The sequence below is a fragment of the Stenotrophomonas sp. NRRL B-14846 genome (genome assembly GCF_050473585.1).
In the GTDB taxonomy this organism is placed as follows: domain Bacteria; phylum Pseudomonadota; class Gammaproteobacteria; order Xanthomonadales; family Xanthomonadaceae; genus Stenotrophomonas.
On sequence record NZ_JBFLUN010000023.1, the window covers coordinates 473514 to 491589 of the forward strand.

Annotated in this window: 16 protein-coding genes, 1 tRNA gene and 2 pseudogenes; 12 read left to right on the top strand and 7 right to left on the bottom strand. The window is 68.0% G+C overall.

Annotated elements, in window-relative coordinates:
• Nucleotides 1-6: 6 nt before the first annotated feature.
• From AB1281_RS23970 to AB1281_RS23985, 4 genes are all read left to right on the top strand, one after another.
• On the top strand, nucleotides 7-663 hold the full coding sequence (locus AB1281_RS23970) for a hypothetical protein (protein WP_430347229.1): 657 nt from the start codon (nucleotides 7-9) through the stop codon (nucleotides 661-663).
• Nucleotides 660-995 carry a transcriptional regulator gene (locus AB1281_RS23975; protein ID WP_430347230.1) on the top strand — a complete coding sequence of 112 codons (336 nt, stop codon included), beginning with the start codon at nucleotides 660-662 and terminating at the stop codon, nucleotides 993-995. The genes AB1281_RS23970 and AB1281_RS23975 overlap by 4 nt, the downstream gene beginning before the upstream one ends.
• Nucleotide 996: 1 nt before the next feature.
• Nucleotides 997-2019 carry a M23 family metallopeptidase gene (locus tag AB1281_RS23980; protein WP_075675299.1) on the top strand — a complete coding sequence of 341 codons (1023 nt, stop codon included), beginning with the start codon at nucleotides 997-999 and terminating at the stop codon, nucleotides 2017-2019.
• A 377-nt stretch (nucleotides 2020-2396) separates the two neighbouring features.
• On the top strand, nucleotides 2397-4136 hold the full coding sequence (locus AB1281_RS23985) for a S8 family peptidase (protein WP_430347231.1): 1740 nt from the start codon (nucleotides 2397-2399) through the stop codon (nucleotides 4134-4136).
• A gap of 88 nt (nucleotides 4137-4224) precedes the next feature.
• On the opposite strand, the gene AB1281_RS23990 is transcribed toward AB1281_RS23985, so the two are convergent.
• From AB1281_RS23990 to wrbA, 3 genes are all read right to left on the bottom strand, one after another.
• Nucleotides 4225-4710, bottom strand: coding sequence for an asparaginase domain-containing protein (locus AB1281_RS23990; protein WP_010481766.1), 486 nt, complete (start codon nucleotides 4708-4710; stop codon nucleotides 4225-4227).
• Between the two features lie 79 nt (nucleotides 4711-4789).
• Nucleotides 4790-5125 (bottom strand): DUF2069 domain-containing protein, encoded by a 336-nt coding sequence (locus AB1281_RS23995; RefSeq protein ID WP_430347232.1) that lies wholly within the window; start codon nucleotides 5123-5125, stop codon nucleotides 4790-4792.
• Nucleotides 5122-5715, bottom strand: a complete 594-nt coding sequence (gene wrbA / locus AB1281_RS24000; protein ID WP_012510135.1) for an NAD(P)H:quinone oxidoreductase — start codon at nucleotides 5713-5715, stop codon at nucleotides 5122-5124. Before wrbA ends, AB1281_RS23995 begins: the two co-directional genes overlap by 4 nt.
• 77 nt (nucleotides 5716-5792) lie before the next feature.
• Here wrbA and AB1281_RS24005 point away from each other — a divergent pair, with 77 nt between their 5' ends.
• Together AB1281_RS24005 and AB1281_RS24010 are read left to right on the top strand one after the other, a co-directional pair.
• Nucleotides 5793-7067, top strand: coding sequence for a YihY family inner membrane protein (locus tag AB1281_RS24005; protein ID WP_075675296.1), 1275 nt, complete (start codon nucleotides 5793-5795; stop codon nucleotides 7065-7067).
• Nucleotides 7064-7639, top strand: coding sequence for a redoxin domain-containing protein (locus AB1281_RS24010; RefSeq protein WP_430344955.1), 576 nt, complete (start codon nucleotides 7064-7066; stop codon nucleotides 7637-7639). Before AB1281_RS24005 ends, AB1281_RS24010 begins: the two co-directional genes overlap by 4 nt.
• Before the next feature lie 527 nt (nucleotides 7640-8166).
• On the opposite strand, the gene ppk2 is transcribed toward AB1281_RS24010, so the two are convergent.
• From ppk2 to hemA, 4 genes are read right to left on the bottom strand one after another with little or no spacing between them, the layout of a single operon-like run.
• Nucleotides 8167-8949: a polyphosphate kinase 2 gene (gene ppk2, locus AB1281_RS24015; RefSeq protein WP_430344956.1), complete on the bottom strand. Its 783-nt coding sequence runs from the start codon at nucleotides 8947-8949 to the stop codon at nucleotides 8167-8169.
• Nucleotides 8950-8995: 46 nt separating this feature from the next.
• The gene (locus AB1281_RS24020) at nucleotides 8996-10702 is read right to left on the bottom strand and encodes a tetratricopeptide repeat protein (protein WP_430344957.1); all 1707 of its coding nucleotides are present in this window, start codon (nucleotides 10700-10702) and stop codon (nucleotides 8996-8998) included.
• Between the two features lie 5 nt (nucleotides 10703-10707).
• Nucleotides 10708-11790 carry a peptide chain release factor 1 gene (gene prfA, locus AB1281_RS24025; RefSeq protein WP_014036080.1) on the bottom strand — a complete coding sequence of 361 codons (1083 nt, stop codon included), beginning with the start codon at nucleotides 11788-11790 and terminating at the stop codon, nucleotides 10708-10710.
• Nucleotides 11768-13051, bottom strand: a complete 1284-nt coding sequence (gene hemA / locus AB1281_RS24030; protein ID WP_032130429.1) for a glutamyl-tRNA reductase — start codon at nucleotides 13049-13051, stop codon at nucleotides 11768-11770. Before hemA ends, prfA begins: the two co-directional genes overlap by 23 nt.
• Before the next feature lie 63 nt (nucleotides 13052-13114).
• Between hemA and AB1281_RS24035 the strand changes: the two genes are divergently transcribed.
• The 6 genes and pseudogenes from AB1281_RS24035 to AB1281_RS24060 form a co-directional block, all read left to right on the top strand.
• Nucleotides 13115-14800 (top strand): tetratricopeptide repeat protein, encoded by a 1686-nt coding sequence (locus AB1281_RS24035; RefSeq protein WP_430344958.1) that lies wholly within the window; start codon nucleotides 13115-13117, stop codon nucleotides 14798-14800.
• Nucleotides 14797-15456 carry a lipoprotein insertase outer membrane protein LolB gene (gene lolB / locus AB1281_RS24040; RefSeq protein WP_430344959.1) on the top strand — a complete coding sequence of 220 codons (660 nt, stop codon included), beginning with the start codon at nucleotides 14797-14799 and terminating at the stop codon, nucleotides 15454-15456. Before AB1281_RS24035 ends, lolB begins: the two co-directional genes overlap by 4 nt.
• Nucleotides 15453-16322: a 4-(cytidine 5'-diphospho)-2-C-methyl-D-erythritol kinase gene (gene ispE / locus AB1281_RS24045; RefSeq protein ID WP_430347233.1), complete on the top strand. Its 870-nt coding sequence runs from the start codon at nucleotides 15453-15455 to the stop codon at nucleotides 16320-16322. Before lolB ends, ispE begins: the two co-directional genes overlap by 4 nt.
• Before the next feature lie 11 nt (nucleotides 16323-16333).
• A tRNA-Gln gene (locus AB1281_RS24050) sits at nucleotides 16334-16410 on the top strand.
• Nucleotides 16411-16548: 138 nt separating this feature from the next.
• Nucleotides 16549-17509: pseudogene (locus AB1281_RS24055) on the top strand (ribose-phosphate diphosphokinase).
• Nucleotides 17510-17618: 109 nt separating this feature from the next.
• Nucleotides 17619-18076, top strand: a pseudogene (locus tag AB1281_RS24060) (50S ribosomal protein L25/general stress protein Ctc); the annotation flags it as partial.

Genomic DNA, 18076 nt, shown 5'->3' on the forward strand with positions numbered 1-18076 from the left:
CATGTCATGCAGCAGCCGTCCGTCATTGATCCTTCCTCGCGCCTGCAGGCGTTGACCCGTGAATACTCGCGTTACTCGCGCAGTGCCGGTGGCCTGTCGGCGATTGCGGGCGGTGTTGCCTGTCTGGCCTCCTTCCTTGCGGGCGCGTTGTTGCCGACCACCCTGGCGCTGCGCGTCGTGCTGATCGCCGTACCGGTGCTGTGGATCGTCGGCAAGCAGTGGCTGGCGCGCCGCTACTACCAGCGTCTGGGCCAGGTCGAGGAGCAGGTGACGCCGGCCGAGCGCAATTTCCAGCGCTTCTTCATCGCCTTCACCGCCTTGGTGAGCGTGCTGGTGATTGGCAGCGTGCTGCCCAGGCTGGCGCCGATGGGCGAGTTGCCCTGGGATCTGCGCGCCATCGGCTATCTGGCCGTGGTGGCGCTGCTGCCCTGGGTGGTGTGGCGCTGGCTGCGTACACCGCTGGAGTTCATCGTGGGGGTGTTCCTGCTCTGCCAGGCCGCGCTGGCCTTCACCGGGCAGGCCTATGGTTTCGGGCTGAGCACTGCGGTGTTCCCGCTGGCGTCCATTGCGCTGATCGTGGTCGGCTGGCGTGACCACCAGCGGTTCCACCGTCTGCAGGCGGAAATGCGCGCGTTCATGGTCGGGCGGACGTTCGTCGAATGACCCGCCTGCCTGATCCGCGCGGGCTGCTCCAGCTCGACCGCCTGATCCACGAACCGGCGCGCCTGCTGATCCTGTCGATCCTGGCCGGCGCCGAGTCTGCCGAGTTCGGTTTTGTCGAACATCTCAGCGGGCTGAGCAAGGGCAACCTGTCCAGCCATCTGAGCAAGCTGGAGGCAGCCGGACTGGTCGCCATCGAAAAGTCGTTCCGTGGCAAGCGCCCGCTGACCACCCTGCAGTTGACGCCGGTGGGGCGCCACGCACTCGCCGAGTACCGCACGCAGCTGGCGGCGATCGTCGCCGGCATTCCTGATCCGGATCGAAAGGACGCCTGACATGACATTGCTCCCGCGCCTGTTTGCAGTTCTGGTTGTTTCCTGCTCAGTTCTCATCGGCGCGGCCACGGCCGCAGATCCGCGCCAACAGGGAGCCACGCTGACCACGCAGTTCTACGAAGGGCACATCGACGCCCTGTGGGAACGGATGACGCCGCAGATGCAGGCGGGGCTGAAGTCCCCGCAGAACCTGGTGGCGCTGCGCGAGCAGGTGCTCGCTGGCTGGGGCGCAGAAACCGAGCTGGTCAGTGAGAAGGTGGAGAAGGTTGATGGATTCGACACCTATCTGCGGCAGGCGCGCTTCGCCAGGAGCGCGGACCTCATCCAGGTGTTGTGGGCCATCGATGCCGACGGGCGGATTGGCGGCTTCTACATCCGCCCGCTACAGACCACGCCGCCGCAGGCCGCTGCGAGCGGATTCCTCGACTACCAGAACCGCACACGGCTGCAACTGCCGTTCAACGATGAATACTTCGTGTTCTGGGGCGGGCGCAGTGTCGAACAGAACTACCACGCCGCCCACGCCGGCCAGCGCTTCGCGATGGACCTGCTGGTGGTCCGCGATGGCCGTTCCCATCGTGGCGAGGGTCAGCGCAACGAGGACTATTTCTGCTTTGGCCGGCCGATCCTCGCGCCGGCCGACGGTACGGTGGTGGAGGTGGTCGAGGGCGTCGCCGACAACCGTCCGGGCCAGATGAATTCCGCCCAGCTCACTGGCAACCGTGTCATCCTCGATCACGGCAATGACGAGTATTCGGTGCTGGCGCATCTGCGCCAGGGCAGCGTGCGCGTTGCACAGGGGCAGGTTGTCCGCAGCGGTGCGCACCTCGGTGACTGTGGCAACAGCGGCAATTCCTCCGAGCCGCACCTGCACTACCAGCTGCAGGCCGGGCCTGCGTTCGGCGTCAGCGCAGCGCTGCCGGCGCAGTTTTCCGACTATGTGGCCGATGGCCGGCCGGTCGCGCGCGGCGAACCGGTCAAGGGGCAGCACATCCGCCCTGCCGACGCTGCGCACGCCGAATAGTCCCTGCACTCGAACGGGGCAGCACGATGGCCGCGCCGGTGCTGCGCGGCCATTGGCGTGGAAGTGGACGCCGATGTCGGCAAAGTCATCCGCAGACATGACATTGCCCAGTCAGGTGCGTGCAGTCCGCGAGAAAGTTCCTTCACCTTCACAAACCCTCGACCCGAAAAGTCTCAGATCAGACATTTCATCTTGCTGAAAAGACGCTGAAAATCTTGTGGTGTCCGGTTTTGGTCATTAGCGTCATCTGCACGGCGGATCGATAGGGGGATCCGCTGACTCGCCGGACTTCGAACCTCGCCAACGCAAGCCAGCCCATGGTTCGGGCCGGTGCTTCTGCCGATTCCGGCATTCACACCACTAGAAAGGGAAATACGATGTCCCAGGTAACGCAACCGCGTGTGCGTCGAGTGTGGGTGGTCCTTGGTGCGTCCGTTCTGTCATCGCTGCTGCTGGCCACGCCTGCGCTGGCCGGTGACGTCCAGCTCAGCGGCCTGCAGTCCGCGCCGACGCACCAGCGCTTCATCGTGAAGTACCGTGACGGTAGTGCGCCGGTGGCCAACACCACCGCACTGGCCTCTTCGCTGAAGAGTGCCGCCGCCGGCCTGGCCAGCAGCCAGGGCCGTGCGCTGGGCCTGCAGGAGGTCCGCAAGCTGGCCGTCGGCCCGACCCTGGTCAGGACCGATCGTCCGCTGGACCAGGCCGAATCCGAGCTGCTGATGCGCAAGCTCGCCGCCGACCCGAACGTGGAATACGTCGAAGTCGACCAGATCATGCGTGCGACGCTGACCCCGAACGACACCCGCTTCAGCGAACAGTGGGGCTTCGGTACCTCCAACGCGTCGATCAACGTGCAGCCGGCCTGGGACAAGGCCACCGGCACCGGCGTGGTGGTGGCCGTGATCGATACCGGCATCACCAACCATCCCGATCTCAACGCCAACATCCTGCCCGGCTATGACTTCATCAGCGACGCCGCGATGGCACGCGATGGCGGTGGCCGCGACAACAACCCGAACGACGAAGGCGACTGGTACGGCGCCAACGAGTGCGGCTCGGGCATCCCGGCCTCCAACTCCAGCTGGCACGGCACCCACGTCGCCGGCACCGTGGCGGCGGTGACCAACAACAGCACCGGCGTGGCCGGTACTGCGTTCAATGCCAAGGTCGTCCCGGTGCGCGTGCTGGGCAAGTGCGGCGGTTACACCTCCGACATCGCCGACGCGATCGTGTGGGCCTCCGGCGGCACCGTCAGTGGCGTGCCGGCCAATGCCAACCCGGCCGAAGTCATCAACATGTCGCTGGGTGGTGGCGGCACCTGCTCGGCCACCTACCAGAATGCGATCAACGGCGCGGTCAGCCGCGGCACCACCGTGGTGGTCGCCGCCGGCAACAGCAACACCAACGTGTCCTCGTCGGTGCCGGCCAACTGCGCGAACGTGATCGCGGTGGCGGCCACGACCTCGGCCGGTGCACGTGCCAGCTTCTCCAACTACGGTGCCGGCATCGATATCTCCGGCCCGGGCCAGAGCATCCTGTCCACCCTCAACACCGGCACCACCACGCCGGGCAGCGCCACCTATGCGTCCTACAACGGCACCTCGATGGCGGCACCGCATGTGGCCGGCGTGGTTGCACTGATGCAGTCGGTAGCGCCGAGCCCGCTGAGTCCGGCACAGGTCGAAAGCATCATCAAGAGCACCGCACGCCCGCTGCCGGGCGCCTGCTCGGGTGGCTGCGGCGCCGGCATCGTCGACGCCAACGCGGCCGTGGCTGCGGCGATCAATGGCGGTGGCCCGAACCCGGGCGGCAACGTGCTGCAGAACAACGTGCCGGTGACCGGCCTGGGCGCCGCGACCGGTGCCGAGCTGAATTACACCGTCACCGTTCCAGCCGGCAGCACCCAGCTGCGCGTGGCGATCAGTGGCGGCAGCGGTGATGCCGACCTGTACGTGCGCCAGGGCAGTGCCCCGACCGATACCACCTACACCTGCCGCCCGTACCTGAGCGGCAACAGCGAGACCTGCACCATCAACAGCCCTGCCGCCGGCACCTGGTATGTGCGGGTGAAGGCGTACAGCACCTTCTCGGGCCTGACCCTCAACGCCCAGTACTGAGCCCAAGTCCCTCTCCAAGGGCACGCCCTGGCTTCGGCCGGGGCGTTTTTGTCCGGGTGGGTGCCGACCTTGGTCGGCACGCTGTTCCTCAGACCGACTCGAAACGATTCGCCGCCACGTTCTTGCGCACGTGCTGCGGGTCGAAGATCCGCCCGTTCATCGCGATGTACACGCCGCTCGGCAGCGACTGCACCGCACCGATCGCACAGCCGATGTTGAACTCCGCATCCGAGCCGCGGAAGCGTGCCGGGCTCAGTGCGCCGGTCATCACGATGGTCTTGTCCGGGATCGTCGCCAGCACCTTGCCGGTCTGCACCATCGAATCGGTGCCGTGGGTCACCAGCACGTGCCGGGTCGGCTGCGCGGCGATGGTGGCGCGGATCAGTTCGCGGTCCTCATCGTTGATGTGCAGCGAATCCTTGCGCAGGATCGGAATCACGTTGAAGCGGAACGTCACGCCCAGCTCGCGCAGGATCATGCCGATCTGCGGATCGCCGATCTGGTAGTCCGACTTGTCGTCGAAATAGATCTTGTCGATCGTGCCACCGGTGGTGACGACCAGGAGCTCTTCCATCATGTGCATGCGCGAAACCAGGACAGGTACTGCGGCGCGGGGCCAGGAATGCAGATGATACGGCCCTGCGGCCGCAGCGTCAGCGTCGCTTGCCGAAGCGGGCGCGCAGGCCGGGCAGGCTGGCGCTGAAGACCACCAGCAGCGCCAGCGCGATCTCGATCAGCGCCAGCCAGCGCGTTTCCGGGTGGCTCCAGGCGCTCATCACGCCGTGGCTGAACCAGCCCAGGGCCAGCACGGAGGCCCAGAAGCCGGCCTTGCGCCAGCCCAGGCGCACGGCGATGGCCAGTGCCAGCGGTGGTGCGGTGAACACCAGCTGGGTCGCCAGCCAGTGCTTGTCATTGATGAACCAGCCTGCGAACAGCGCGGCCAGCCCCATCAGGGCCAGCAGCAGGACCGTGCGCGGCGCGCGGCTCATCGGGCCAACCGCTGCGCGATGTCGGCCACCCGGCGCCCCAGTGCGCGCGCCAGCACGGCTTCGTCGTCGGTCGGCTGCGGGTCGTCGGCGGCACCGGCCACGTGGCTGGCGCCATACGGCGTGCCGCCACTGGTGGTGTGGCTCAGCGCCGGCTCGGTGAACGGGATGCCGACGATCACGCAGCCGTGGTGCAGCAGCGGCACCTGCATCGACAGCAGGGTCGACTCCTGCCCGCCATGCATGGATGCGGTGGAAGTGAACACGCCGGCCGGCTTGCCGGACAGGGTGCCATTGACCCATTCGGCGCCCAACCCGTCCAGGAAGTGCTTGACTGGCGCGGCCATGTTGCCGAAGCGGGTGGGGCTGCCGAGCAGCAGGCCCTGGCATTCGACCAGGTCCTGCACGCTCACGTAGGGGGCGCCATCGTCGGGTACCGGCGGCTGCGCGGTCTGGGTCACGGCGGCCACCGGCGGTACCGTGCGCAGGCGCGCGGTCATGCCCGGCACTTCGCCGATGCCCCGCGCGATCTGGCGCGCCAGCCGTGCCACCGAACCGCCCCGGCTGTAGTACAGCACCAGAATCTCGCCCATCGTGCCCGCTTCTCCTCGTCGTGTGGCTACCAGTATGGCTATCCTGCGAGCATTCCGCATCGGGTACCCTTTCGCCGATGGAACCTTTGGATACGCTCAACCTGTGGATGGAGCGCGCGCGGGATCGCGCACGGGCCATCAGTTTCGGCCGCTTCCTGTGGCATCGCTTCCTCGACGACCGCCTGTTCCAGGCAGCGGCGGCGCTGGCGTACACCACGGTGTTCGCGCTGGTGCCGCTGGCGATCGTGGTATTCGGTGTGCTGTCGGCCTTCCCCGTCTTCGACCGCTGGAGCGATCAGCTCAGCGACTACGTGTTCTCCAACTTCGTGCCCTCCGCGGCGCGAGCGGCCGAGGGCTACCTGCGGCAGTTCTCGGCCAGTGCCGGCCAGCTGACGGCGGCCGGCTTCATTGCACTGGTGGTCTCACTGCTGATCACGCTCAACAGCGTGGAAGAGACCTTCAACCAGATCTGGCGGGTCGGCTCGACCCGGCCCAAGCTGACCCGCTTCCTGGTCTATTGGACCGTACTGACCCTGGGCGCGATGCTCGCCGCCGCATCGCTGGCGGTATCGGCGCGGGTGTTCGCCATGCCGTTGTTCGGTACCCAGGAGGGCCGTTGGTTGGCCGAGCTGGCGCTGCGGCTGGCGCCGATCCTGATCGAGTTCGTCTGCATCACGCTGATGTTCCGGGTGGTGCCGCATCACACGGTGAAATGGCGGCACGCCGTGCCTGGCGCGATCCTGGCGGCGGTCATCCTGGAGCTGGTGAAGTGGGGCATCGGCGCCTATCTGGGCAGCTTCCAGTCCTACCAGAAGCTGTATGGCACGGTGGCCTTCGTGCCGATCCTGCTGCTGTGGATCTACCTGTGCTGGGTGGCAGTGCTGCTGGGTGCGTCGCTGGCCTCATCGATGGCGGCCTTCCGCTACCAGCCGGTTGAACTGCGCCTGCCGCAGGGGTACGAGTTCTACGGCCTGCTGCGCCTGCTCGGCCGCTTCCACCATGCCCGTGCCAAGGGCAAGGGCCTGGCCGACGATGAAATCCTGCGCCTGGAACCGTTGCTGACCGACTCGCTGCTGCAGGATCTGGCCTGCAACCTGCAGGCGATCGGCCTGCTGCGCCGCGATGAACGCGGCGAGTGGCTGCTCGCGCGCGACCTGGACCAGGTCAGCCTGGCCGATCTGTACGAATGCACCCAGCTGCGCATCCCGGTAGCCGAGCAGCACCTGCCGTACCGCGACGACAGCCTGGGCCGTGCCGCATTGGCGGCGCTGGACGATCTGCGACTGCCCCTGCGTGAACGCCTCAAGCGCAAGGTCAGCGACATCTACACCGATTCCGGAGACATGCCATGACCCGCAAGACCCCGTTGCCGCTGCTGCTCCCGTTGACCCTGCTGCTGGCCCTGGCGGCCTGCAAGCCGGCCCAGGAGCCGGCCCCGGCGAGCAGCCAGCCGCCGGCACAGGCGCCGACGCCGGCCACTCCGGCGCCGGTCGAGGAAACCCCGGCCGAGCGCACCACTGCCGAGTTCCCGACGCTGAAGATGAAGGCGGTGGATGGCAGCGACTACGACCTGGCCGCGCATCGCGGCAAGTGGGTGGTGGTGAACTTCTGGGCGACCTGGTGCGCCCCGTGCCGCAAGGAAATGCCTGAACTGTCGGCGCTGCATGCGATGCGCAGCAACATCGAGGTGGTCGGCCTGGCCTACGAGGACATCGAAGTGCCGGAAATGCAGTCGTTCCTGACCAAGCATCCGGTGACCTATCCGATCGTGATCGTGGACCCGTTCGATCCGCCCGCAGACTTCGCCACGCCGCGAGGCCTGCCGTTGACGCATCTGCTGGATCCGCAGGGCAAGCTGGCCCACACCTTCCTTGGCCCGGTGACCGCCGCCGACATCGAAAAGCAGATCGCGGCTGCCAAGTAGTGGGTTGGTCGGCAGGGCCTGAGGCCCTGCACCCGTGGAGGCCAGAGCAACAGCAACGGCAACAGCCGAAGCAGAGGCGGGTCTCCTGAGGGATGGCGGGGTGGGTCCGGTTGCGGGGGCCGCTGCAAGTACGTCCATGTAAGCTCGGTCGCCGCATCCATGCGGCTCACGCCCCCGCAACCGGACCCACCCCGCCTTCGACAGATTTCCGCGATCTGTCGGGACGGCATGGGGTCAGATCCGTTTTCCGAAGGAAAACGGATCTGACCCCAAATGAATCTCGATATCTGACAGATGTGTCGACCAAGGTCGACACCTACCAACAGCCGCAGGGATCTGTCAGAGGCGGGGCGGTGTGGGTGGGCAGGACCGTTGGCGCCATGGATGGCGCCATCGAGCCCCCATGGACGGGTCTACGGCGTGTCCTGCCCATCCACACCGCCCCGCCATCCCGCGGATAGCCCGCTGTTGATGTTGCCGTTGCCGTTGCGTTGAGCAGGTGCAGGGTGCAGCCCTGCCGAACAACCCTATTCCTCGACCGGGAAGTCCTCGATCGGCTTCAGTACATCGTAGTGCTCGCGATGCAGCTTGCCCTTCAGCTTCGGCAGCTCCGGCAACGGCGCATCGACCCGCGTGTCCGGCAACCGGTCCAGCAGGTTGCGCACCAGGGTCAGTCGCCCCAGCCGCTGGTCGTTGAAATCCACCAGCGTCCACGGCGCCGCCTCGCGATGCGTCGCGCGCAGCATCGCCTCGCGGGCCTCGGTGTACGCGCTGTACTTGCTGCGGGATTTCAGGTCGACCGGAGACAGCTTCCAGCCCTTCAGCGGATCGAGATGGCGCTCGGCGAAGCGCTTCTCCTGCTGCTCCTGGTCCACGCACAGCCAGTACTTGAACAGCAGGATGCCGTCATCCACCAGCAGCTGTTCGAACACCGGCGCCTGGCGCAGGAACTGCTGGTACTCGGTCTCGCTGCAGTAGCCCATCACCCGCTCGACGCCGGCGCGGTTGTACCAGCTGCGGTCCATCAGCACGATCTCGCCTGCGGCGGGCAAGTGCGAGGTGTAGCGCTGGAAATACCACTGGGTGGCTTCGCGGTCGGTAGGCTTGGGCAGTGCCACCACCCTGCATTGGCGTGGGTTGAGATGCTGGCTGATGGCCTGGATCGCGCCGCCTTTGCCTGCCGTATCCCGTCCTTCGAACAGCACCAGCAGGCGTTGCCCGCTGTGCTGCACCCAACGCGCCATCGCGGTCAGTTCCAGCTGCAGCGGCAGCAGCAGTTCGTCGTAGTCCTTGCGCTTGAGCTTGGCCATCATCACACCACGCGGGGAGGAAGCCCGAGCGTAACGCAGGGATCGCTCAGGCGTTGTCGACGCCCTGCCAGCCCTGTTCGCCAGCCAGCTGCTGCAGCATCGCCGACAGGTCGCGGGCAAACCCGGCCATGTCGAACAGTCCACTACGCTCGCGCGCCTGCGCCAGCTCGGCACGCAGCGCGGCCAATGCCGCAGGGTCATTGCCCAGCGCGCTGGCAGTGGCGATGAACGCCGCGTCGTCGGCGACATTCATCCGGGCCAGCCCCAGATGGTGGTTGAGGCTGCCGGCCACGCGCGCGGCGAAGGTGTCGCCCGGGCAGGTCAGTACCGGGCAGCCGGCCCACAGCGCATCGGAGGCGGTGGTGTGCGCGTTGTAGGGATGGGTGTCGAGGAACAGGTCGGCCAGCTGATAGCGGGCCAGGTACTGCGGATGCGGCAGCTTGGCCATGAACACCAGGCGCGCCGGGTCCAGGCCGGCGGCCTGCGCGGCGGTGCGCAGGCGGGTGTCGGCCTGGCCGGGGCCGGACAGCAGCCACAGCACGCTGCCGGGCACGGCCTGCAGCACCGCGAAGGCGCGGCCCATGCTGCGCGGATTGAGCTTGTAGCTGTTGTTGAAGCAGCAGAACACCACGCCGTGTTCGGGCAGCCCGCACTCGGCGCGGGACGGTGCCGGTTCCAGTACGCGGGTGTTGTCCGAGGGCTGGAAGGCGCGTGGCAGGCGCAGGACGCGTTCGCTGAAGTGAGGTTCCAGCGATGCGGGCAGCACGAATTCGTCGGCGACCACGGCATCCAGCCAGCGTGCACCTGATGTGCCGGGGTAGGCCAGCCAGTTCAGCTGCAGCGGGGCCGGGCGCATTGCCAGCACCTCGGGCGTGCCGCCGCCGCCCCAGCCGCGCAGGTCGAACAGCAGGTCGATGCCCTGTGCGCGGATGCGGGCCGCGATGTCGGCATGCCGCAGTGCGGCCACCTCATGCAGCCGGGTCGCGGCCTGCAGGCGATCGCGTATGCGGCTGCCATCGGCGCGGTTCAACGCGAACAGGTGCAGCTGCAGCGCCGGGTCATGACGCAGGTGTTCGAGCAGGGCCACGGTCAGCAGCCCGGTGGGATGGGCGCCGAAGCCATTGGAGAGGAAGCCGACGCGCAACGGGCCGCGCGCGCGTACCGTTACCGCCGGCAAGGGCCGAACCGAGGCGGCGATCAGCGCGGCGCGCGCACGTGCGCAGGCCAGCTGCTCGGCAGCGCTGGCGTCTTCGCTGAGGAAGGCGAACGGCTCCACCGCCCCCTGGCCGGAAGCGAGCGCGGCACGTACCTGCGTGGCCAGCGCGTCCACGTCCTGCCAGTCGCACAGGCGGCGCTGCCAGGCCAGGCGCTGGGCGGCGATGTAGGGTTCGTCCGGCATCAGCGTATGTGCGCGGCGATAGGCCGCCGCCGCGCCTTCGGCATCGTCGGCATCTTCCAGCGCATGGCCCAGCCACAGCGCGATGCCCGGGTGCTGCGGGGCCAGTGCCGAGGCCTGGCCGAGCAGCTTGGCCGCGTCGGCATGCGCGCCGGCCATCCAGGCCACGCGACCCAGCCGTGCCAGTGCTTCGGGGTGGTTCGGGCGCAGCTGCAGCGCACGTCGTGCGGCCTGCTCGCCGGCGGCGATGTCGCCGGCTTCCAGTTCCAGGTCGGCCAGCATCACCCAGGCGACGAAATCGCCGGGCTGGCGTGCGATCGCCTGCTGCAGGTGCTGTCGCTGCTGCCAGGCCGACATCGTGCTCAGCCCGCCGACAGCTGGGCCAGGGCGTCGACCTGGTGCTCGTGGCTGAGCCGCTGCAGCAGCGGGTCGAGGTCGCCGGCCAGGATGTTGGGCAGGTCGTACAGGGTCAGGCCTTCCACGCGGTGGTCGGTGATCCGGCCCTGCGGGAAGTTGTAGGTGCGGATGCGCTGGCTGCGGTCGCCGCTGCCGACCTGCAGGCGCCGCGATTCGGCCTGCGCGGCGTCCTGGCGCTGACGCTCGGCATCGAGAAGCTGCGCTTTCAGGCGCTTCATCGCCTTGTCACGGTTGGCGTGCTGGCTGCGCTCGGTCTGGCACTCCACCACTACGCCGGTCGGCACGTGGGTGATGCGGATCGCCGACTCGGTCTTGTTGACGTGCTGGCCGCCGGCACCGGACGAGCGGAACGTATCCACCTTCAGGTCGGCCGGGTTGATGACGATGTCGTCGACTTCGTCGGCCTCGGGAATGATCGCCACCGTGGCCGCCGAGGTATGGATGCGGCCCTGCGACTCGGTGGCCGGCACGCGCTGCACGCGATGCGTGCCCGATTCGAACTTCAGGCGTGAGAACGCGCCCCGGCCGACCACGCGCGCCACCACTTCCTTGTAGCCGCCATGCTCGCCGGGATTGTCCGATTCGATCTCGACCTTCCAGCCCTGGCGCTCGGCATAGCGGGCGTACATGCGGAACAGGTCGCCGGCGAAGATCGCGGCTTCGTCGCCGCCGGTACCGGCGCGCACTTCCAGGAACAGGTTGCCTTCGTCGCGCGGGTCACGCGGCACCAGCAGCAGCGCAAGCTCCTGCTCCAGTTCCTGCAGGCGCGCCTGCGCGGCGGCGATTTCCTCGTCGGCCAGTTCGCGCAGGTCGGGGTCGGCGCGCATGCCTTCGGCGGCGGCCAGGTCGGCCTTGGCACGGGCTTCATCGGCCAGTGCAGTGGCGACCGGTTCAAGTTGGGCGAATTCGCGCGAAAGGTCGCGGAAACGGGTGTTGTCGGCGACCACATCGGGTTCGGCGAGCAGGCGTTCCAGTTCTTCGCGGCGCTCGGCCAGCGCTTCCAGCTTACGGCGCAGGGTCGGCGTCATCGGGTCTCACGGGTGGGTGGCGGTAACCCGGCGTGGCCGGGAACAGGCGCTCGGCGGCGCGGGTCAGGTCAGCATCGCCACTCAGCGCGGCGGCGCGCAGTGCGGCGGTCGGCGGATGCAGCAGTCGATTGGTCAGGCCATGGGCCAGCAGTTCCAGCACTTCGTCGGCCGGCTTGCCGTTGGCCAGCTGCTGGCGCGCGCGCTCCAGCAGTTCGGCGCGGGTGGCTTCGCCGAACGCACGCAGCTGCCGCAGCGGTGCCTGGTGGGCGCTGGCCTGCTGGGTCTCGACGAAGCGCGACACCTGCAGGTCGATGATCGCCTCGGCCTCGGCGGCAGCCTCGCGGCGGCCACGGCGGTTGTCTTCCACCGCGCGTTCCAGGTCATCGACGGTGTAGAGGAAGGCGTCGTTGAGCGTGCCGACCTCGGCCTCGATGTCGCGCGGCACGGCCAGGTCGAACAGCAGCATCGGCTTGTGCCGGCGCGCACGCAGGGCCTTGGCGACCATCTCACGGTGGATCACCGGCTCGCGCGCGGCGGTCGCCGAGAACACCACGTCGGCCTCGCCCAGGTGGCGGTCCAGTTCGGTCAGTGGCAGGGCCACGCCGCCATGACGGCTGGCCAGCTCCTGCGCGTGGGCGAGGGTGCGGTTGGCGATCAGCAGGCGCCGCACCTTGCCTTCACTCAGGTGACGTGCAGCCAGTTCGATGGTCTCGCCGGCACCGACCAGCAGCACGGTGGAGTCGTCCAGTCGCGCGAAGGCGTTCTGCGCCAGGCGCACCGCCGCCGAGGCCACCGACACCGGGTTGGCGCCGACCTGGGTATCGGTGCGCGCACGCTTGGCCACCGAGAAGGTCTGCTGGAACAAGCGGTCCAGGCGCTGGCCGAGCAGGCCATGGTCACGCGCGGTCGACCAGGCATCCTTCACCTGGCCGAGGATCTGCGGTTCGCCCAGCACCATCGAGTCCAGCCCGGTGGCGACCCGGAACAGGTGGCGCACGGCCTCGGCATCGGCATGCTGGTACAGGTAGCCCTGCAGGTCGCCGGCCTGGCTGTGCAGCCACTGGTCCAGCGCCTGTGCCGACTCGGCCACGGCGTACAGCTCGGTGCGGTTGCAGGTGGACAGCAGCACTGCCTCGGCGATCTGCGGGGTATCGCGCAGCGAGCCCAGCGCACGCGGCAACGCCTCACCGGCGAAGGCCGCGCGCTCGCGCAGCTCCACCGGTGCGGTCTGGTGATTCAGTCCGAGCACCCACAGGGTCATTGTTCAGTTGCTTGCGATAAGCTGCTGGCCATTGGACGACATTTTAAGGCCCCGATGCCGACGATGCCCGCATTGATTCGCATCCCCAGTGTTCTGCTGCTGTCCCTGGCCTGCGCCCAGGCCCTGGCGGCGGTGCCGGCCAAGGCCCCCGTGCGGGCCGCGGCCACTGAGGAACTGGCGCTGGAACCGGTGATGGCCGGTGAATTCGCCCTGCAGGCCGGCAAGCTGGCCGAGGCCGCGCGCTGGTACCTGCAGGCCGCGCAGCAGACCGACGGCGACGCCGGCCTGGCCGAGCGCGCGACCCGTATTTCCATGCTGGCCAACGATGACGCCAGCGCCGCCAAGGGCCTGGCCCTGTGGCAGCAACGCGCCCCACGCTCGCTGACCATGCGCAGCGCCGCCGGTGCACTGGCCATGCGCCAGGGCGATGTGAAGGCCGCCCGCACCGAACTGCAGGCCCTGCTGGCCGACCCCGACGAGCGTGGCTGGAAGTTCGCCCTGGCCGCGCTGATCGGCGGTGGCCGCGATCCGGCGGTGCCGGCGCAGGTGCTGGGCGAGCTGGTCGATGCCAATGCCATTCCACCGAAGATCGAGGCCTGGCAGGAGTTCGGTCGCCTGGCCCTGCGCATGGACAAGCCCGAGCTGGCGCGGCGCATGATCGATGAAGTGGTCAAGCGCTTCCCCGAAGAACCGCGCGTGGCGCTGCTGCGTGCCAGCCAGCTGCAACAGGCGGGCGAGACCGACAAGGCATTGTCGCTGCTGCACGACGTCGAGCCGAAGACCCGCCAGGACCCCGAGCTGCGCAATGCGGTGGCCATCGCCTACGACAGCCTGGGACAGCCGGCTGCGGCCGAGCGCGTACTGGCATTCGGCCCGCAGGACGTACAGACCTGGGGCATGCGCGCTTCGCTGCTGGCCAAGCAGGGCGACAAGGCAGCGCTGTCCAACCTCTACAACGAGCTGTCGCGGCAGGCGGCCAAGCCGGATCCGGCGCAACGCCTGTTGCTGGGCAAGATCGCCGAATACCTGAAGCGTTACCCCGAGGCGGTGCAGTGGTACCACAGCGTGCCCGGTGGCGATGAACTGAGCGAAGCGCGCCTGCGCGCGGCCAATGCCCAGGCCCTGGCCGGGCGCCTGCCGCTGGCGCTGGACGAAGTGCATGCGATCCAGTCCGATGCGGTGGTCGATGACGATGTACGCCGTGACGCCTACCTGCTGGAGGCCGAGCTGCGCCAACGCGGTGACGACAGTGCCGGTGAACTGGATGCATTGGCCCGCGGCCTGGCCGCCTACCCGGACGACAACGGCCTGCTGTACGCCCGAGCGCTCACCTGGGAGCGCCGCGACGACATCCCCCGCGCCGAGGCCGACCTGCGCAAGATCCTGGTGACCGACCCGGAAAACGTGCCGGCGCTGAACGCGCTGGGCTACACGCTGGCCGACCGTACTGGTCGCCTGCAGGAGGCGCTGGAGCTGATCGACCGTGCCCGCGTGGCCGAGCCGGACAACGCCGCCATCGTCGACAGCTATGGCTGGGTGCTGTATCGCCTGGGCCGCAAGGATGAAGCGCTGGTGCAGCTGCGCCGCGCCTGGACCCTGGCCAAGGACCCGGAGATCGCCGCCCACGTCGGCGAAGTGCTGTGGGTGCTGGGCAAGCATGATGAGGCCCGCCACTTCTTCGACGAAGCGGCCAAGCTCGACCCTGAAAACCGCGCGCTGCTGCGCGCCCGCGAGAAATTCAATCCATGAGTGGTTCCCTGATCCGGCCGCTGCTGTTGGCGGCCGCGACCCTGGCGGTGAGCGCCTGTACCAGCGTCGGCACGCAGAAGACCCCGGCGCCAGCGGTGGTCGAGATTGTTTCGGCTGAAGCGGCGCAGGCCGAGGCAGCGCGCGTGGCCGCGCTGCAGGCACAGCCGGACTGGGCCTTCCAGGGGCGGGTGGCGGTCAGTAAAGGCAAGGACGGTGGCAGCGGTCGCATCGACTGGAAGCAGGACGGGCGCCGTTATGTGGTCGAGCTGAGCGCGCCGGTGACCCGGCAGAGCTGGAAGCTGACCGGCGATACCCATTCCGAAGCCGGTCGCCTGGAAGGGCTGGCCGGTGGCACCCGTGACGGTGAGGACGCCCAGCAGCTGCTGCTCGAGGCGACCGGTTGGGACATTCCGGTCAACCAGCTGCCGGAGTGGATCCGTGGCCTGGTGGCCGGCGATGCTGCCGGTCCGGAGAAGGTCGAGCGCGACGGTGAAGGCCGGCCGCGCCGCATGCAGCAGATGGGCTGGCAGGTGCAGTACCTGGACTGGTACCCGGCCGACGCCGGACGGCCGGCGCTGCCGCGCCGGATCGAGGCCAGCAATGGCGACGCCAAGGTGCGCCTGCTGGTGGACCAGTGGGGGCAGGGCACGCCATGAGCGGGGCAGTCGACGACGCGGGCTGGTCCTGGTGGCCGGCCCCGGCCAAGCTGAACCTGTTCCTGCACATCACCGGCCGCCGGGCCGACGGCTACCACGAGCTGCAGACCGTGTTCCGCCTGCTGGACTGGGGGGACCGCATCGGCCTGCGCCTGCGTGAAGACGGCCAGGTGCGTCGGCAGGGCGAGGGCCTGGCCGGCGTGGCCGAGGCCGATGACCTGGCGGTGCGTGCCGCGCGCCTGCTCAAAGAAGTGGCGAATGTCGCGCAAGGCGCGGACATCATCGTCGAAAAGCATGTGTCTGCCGGTGGTGGCTTCGGCGGTGGTTCGTCCGACGCGGCCACCGTACTGGTGGTGCTGAACCGGCTCTGGCGCGCCGGGTTGGACGAGGATGCGCTGGCGGCGCTGGGCCTGCGCCTGGGCGCCGACGTGCCGGTGTTCGTGCGTGGCCGCAATGCCTGGGCTGAAGGGGTGGGCGAGCGGCTGCAGCCGATCACGCTGGCGCCGGCCTGGTATGTGGTGGTTGAACCGGGCGTTCATGTTCCTACGCCGGTTCTGTTTGCAGACCCGGATTTGACGCGCGACAGCCCAGTGGCGAAAATAGAGGACTTCGCTTCCGGGACCCTGGTCGGGAACGCGTTCGAACCGGTGCTGCGCCGCCGTGAGCCTGCCGTCGAGGCGGCGCTTGCTGCGTTGAGCGACATCGGCGCGGCGCGGCTGACCGGTTCGGAAAGTGGTTGTTTCGTCGAGTTCGCATCGCAGGCTGCTGCAGAGCAGGGACGGTCGAAGTTGCCGAAGGAGTTGCGGGCAAGGGTGGCAGCGGGCGTTGCGCGTTCGCCACTGCTGGATGCACTCGAGCAACACTGATTTATCAATGCAGGGGCGTCGCCAAGAGGCCCAAGGCACCAGGTTTTGATCCTGGCATTCGTAGGTTCGAATCCTACCGCCCCTGCCAATAGCGGCTGTGTCCGCGCCTTCCAGCGCATCACCTGCGCGGGACGTGGAACAACCGCGGTGTTGTCAGCAGCAAGGGTCCATCGGGTCCTTGCCGACCCCGGATCCCCGCCACTCGTCCCCGCCCGAGACAATCATGATGCAAGAGTCCCCGAACCTGCTGGTCTTTTCCGGCAACGCCAACAAACGTCTGGCGCAGAACATCTGCAAGGAACTGGGGGTTCGCCCGGGCAAGGCGCTGGTCTCGCACTTCTCCGATGGTGAAGTGCAGGTGGAAATCGAAGAGAACGTCCGCAAGCAGGACGTGTTCGTGATCCAGCCGACCTGCGCGCCGAGCGCGGAAAACCTGATGGAACTGCTGGTGCTGATCGACGCGCTCAAGCGCGCATCGGTGGCCAGCGTGACCGCCGTGGTGCCGTACTTCGGCTACTCGCGCCAGGACCGCCGCATGCGTTCCTCGCGCGTGCCGATCACCGCCAAGCTGGCGGCGAAGATGTTCAGCACCGCTGGCGCTGATCGCGTGCTGACCGTCGACCTGCACGCCGACCAGATCCAGGGCTTCTTCGATATTCCGGTGGACAACGTGTATGCGTCCCCGCTGCTGCTGGCCGACATCTGGCGCGCCTACGGCACCGAGAACCTGATCGTTGTGTCGCCGGACGTGGGCGGCGTGGTCCGCGCCCGTGCGGTGGCCAAGCGCCTGGATGACGCCGACCTGGCGATCATCGACAAGCGCCGCCCGCGCGCCAACGTCTCCACCGTGATGAACATCATCGGTGACGTCGAAGGCAAGACCTGCGGGATGGTCGATGACATCGTCGATACCGCCGGCACCCTGTGCGCCGCTGCCGCTGCCCTGAAGGCGCGCGGTGCGCTCAAGGTCGCCGCCTACTGCACCCCACGCGGTGCTGTCGGGCCCGGCGGTGGACAACATCACCAATTCCCAGCTCGACGAGCTGGTGGTGACCGACACCATCCCGCTGAAGGACGCAGCGCGGGTGTGCAGCAAGATCCGCCAGCTGAGCGTGGCGGAAATGCTGGCCGAAACGATGCGCCGCATCGCCTTCGGCGAGTCGGTCAGCTCGCTGTACGTCGACTAGTTTTTCGTCCCTGCCGGCAACGGCGGGGACATACCCCGGGTGCTTCTGGTCGCGGAAGCATCTTCAACCGCCACGCCGCAAGGCAAGGCAACAACCTGAGTAGTCGAAAATGTCGAAGACCCATGAAATCAAGGTCACCAAGCGTGAACTGCAGCGTAAGGGTGCGAGCCGCCGGCCTGCGTCACGCCGTGTGATCCCGGCCATCGTGTACGGCGGCAACGCCGAGCCGGTCGCCATCAGCCTGGACCACAACGAAATCTGGCTGGCCCAGCAGAACGAGTGGTTCTATGCCTCGATCCTGGACCTGAACCTGGACGGCCAGGTGCAGAAGGTCCTGCTGCGTGACATGCAGCGCCACCCGTACAAGCAGCTGATCATGCACCTGACTTCCAGCGCGTGAACGAGAACGAAGCCTGACCGCTTCGGTTCCCGCTGCACTTCATCAACGAAGACACCTCGCCGGCTGGCAAGGCTGCCGACGTCGTGGTCACCCACGAACTGAAGGAAGTGACCATCACCTGCCTGCCGAAGGACCTGCCGGAGTCGATCGAAGTCGACCTGGGCGAG

What these genes read in the sequence shown, in the direction of transcription:
- AB1281_RS23970 (WP_430347229.1), top strand. Translation starts at nt 7, where the DNA reads ATGCAGCAGCCGTCCGTCATTGATCCTTCCTCGCGCCTGCAGGCGTTG.
- AB1281_RS23975 (WP_430347230.1), top strand. Translation starts at nt 660, where the DNA reads ATGACCCGCCTGCCTGATCCGCGCGGGCTGCTCCAGCTCGACCGCCTG.
- AB1281_RS23980 (WP_075675299.1), top strand. Translation starts at nt 997, where the DNA reads ATGACATTGCTCCCGCGCCTGTTTGCAGTTCTGGTTGTTTCCTGCTCA.
- AB1281_RS23985 (WP_430347231.1), top strand. Translation starts at nt 2,397, where the DNA reads ATGTCCCAGGTAACGCAACCGCGTGTGCGTCGAGTGTGGGTGGTCCTT.
- AB1281_RS23990 (WP_010481766.1), bottom strand. Translation starts at nt 4,710, where the DNA reads ATGGAAGAGCTCCTGGTCGTCACCACCGGTGGCACGATCGACAAGATC.
- AB1281_RS23995 (WP_430347232.1), bottom strand. Translation starts at nt 5,125, where the DNA reads ATGAGCCGCGCGCCGCGCACGGTCCTGCTGCTGGCCCTGATGGGGCTG.
- wrbA (WP_012510135.1), bottom strand. Translation starts at nt 5,715, where the DNA reads ATGGGCGAGATTCTGGTGCTGTACTACAGCCGGGGCGGTTCGGTGGCA.
- AB1281_RS24005 (WP_075675296.1), top strand. Translation starts at nt 5,793, where the DNA reads ATGGAACCTTTGGATACGCTCAACCTGTGGATGGAGCGCGCGCGGGAT.
- AB1281_RS24010 (WP_430344955.1), top strand. Translation starts at nt 7,064, where the DNA reads ATGACCCGCAAGACCCCGTTGCCGCTGCTGCTCCCGTTGACCCTGCTG.
- ppk2 (WP_430344956.1), bottom strand. Translation starts at nt 8,949, where the DNA reads ATGGCCAAGCTCAAGCGCAAGGACTACGACGAACTGCTGCTGCCGCTG.
- AB1281_RS24020 (WP_430344957.1), bottom strand. Translation starts at nt 10,702, where the DNA reads ATGTCGGCCTGGCAGCAGCGACAGCACCTGCAGCAGGCGATCGCACGC.
- prfA (WP_014036080.1), bottom strand. Translation starts at nt 11,790, where the DNA reads ATGACGCCGACCCTGCGCCGTAAGCTGGAAGCGCTGGCCGAGCGCCGC.
- hemA (WP_032130429.1), bottom strand. Translation starts at nt 13,051, where the DNA reads ATGACCCTGTGGGTGCTCGGACTGAATCACCAGACCGCACCGGTGGAG.
- AB1281_RS24035 (WP_430344958.1), top strand. Translation starts at nt 13,115, where the DNA reads ATGCCCGCATTGATTCGCATCCCCAGTGTTCTGCTGCTGTCCCTGGCC.
- lolB (WP_430344959.1), top strand. Translation starts at nt 14,797, where the DNA reads ATGAGTGGTTCCCTGATCCGGCCGCTGCTGTTGGCGGCCGCGACCCTG.
- ispE (WP_430347233.1), top strand. Translation starts at nt 15,453, where the DNA reads ATGAGCGGGGCAGTCGACGACGCGGGCTGGTCCTGGTGGCCGGCCCCG.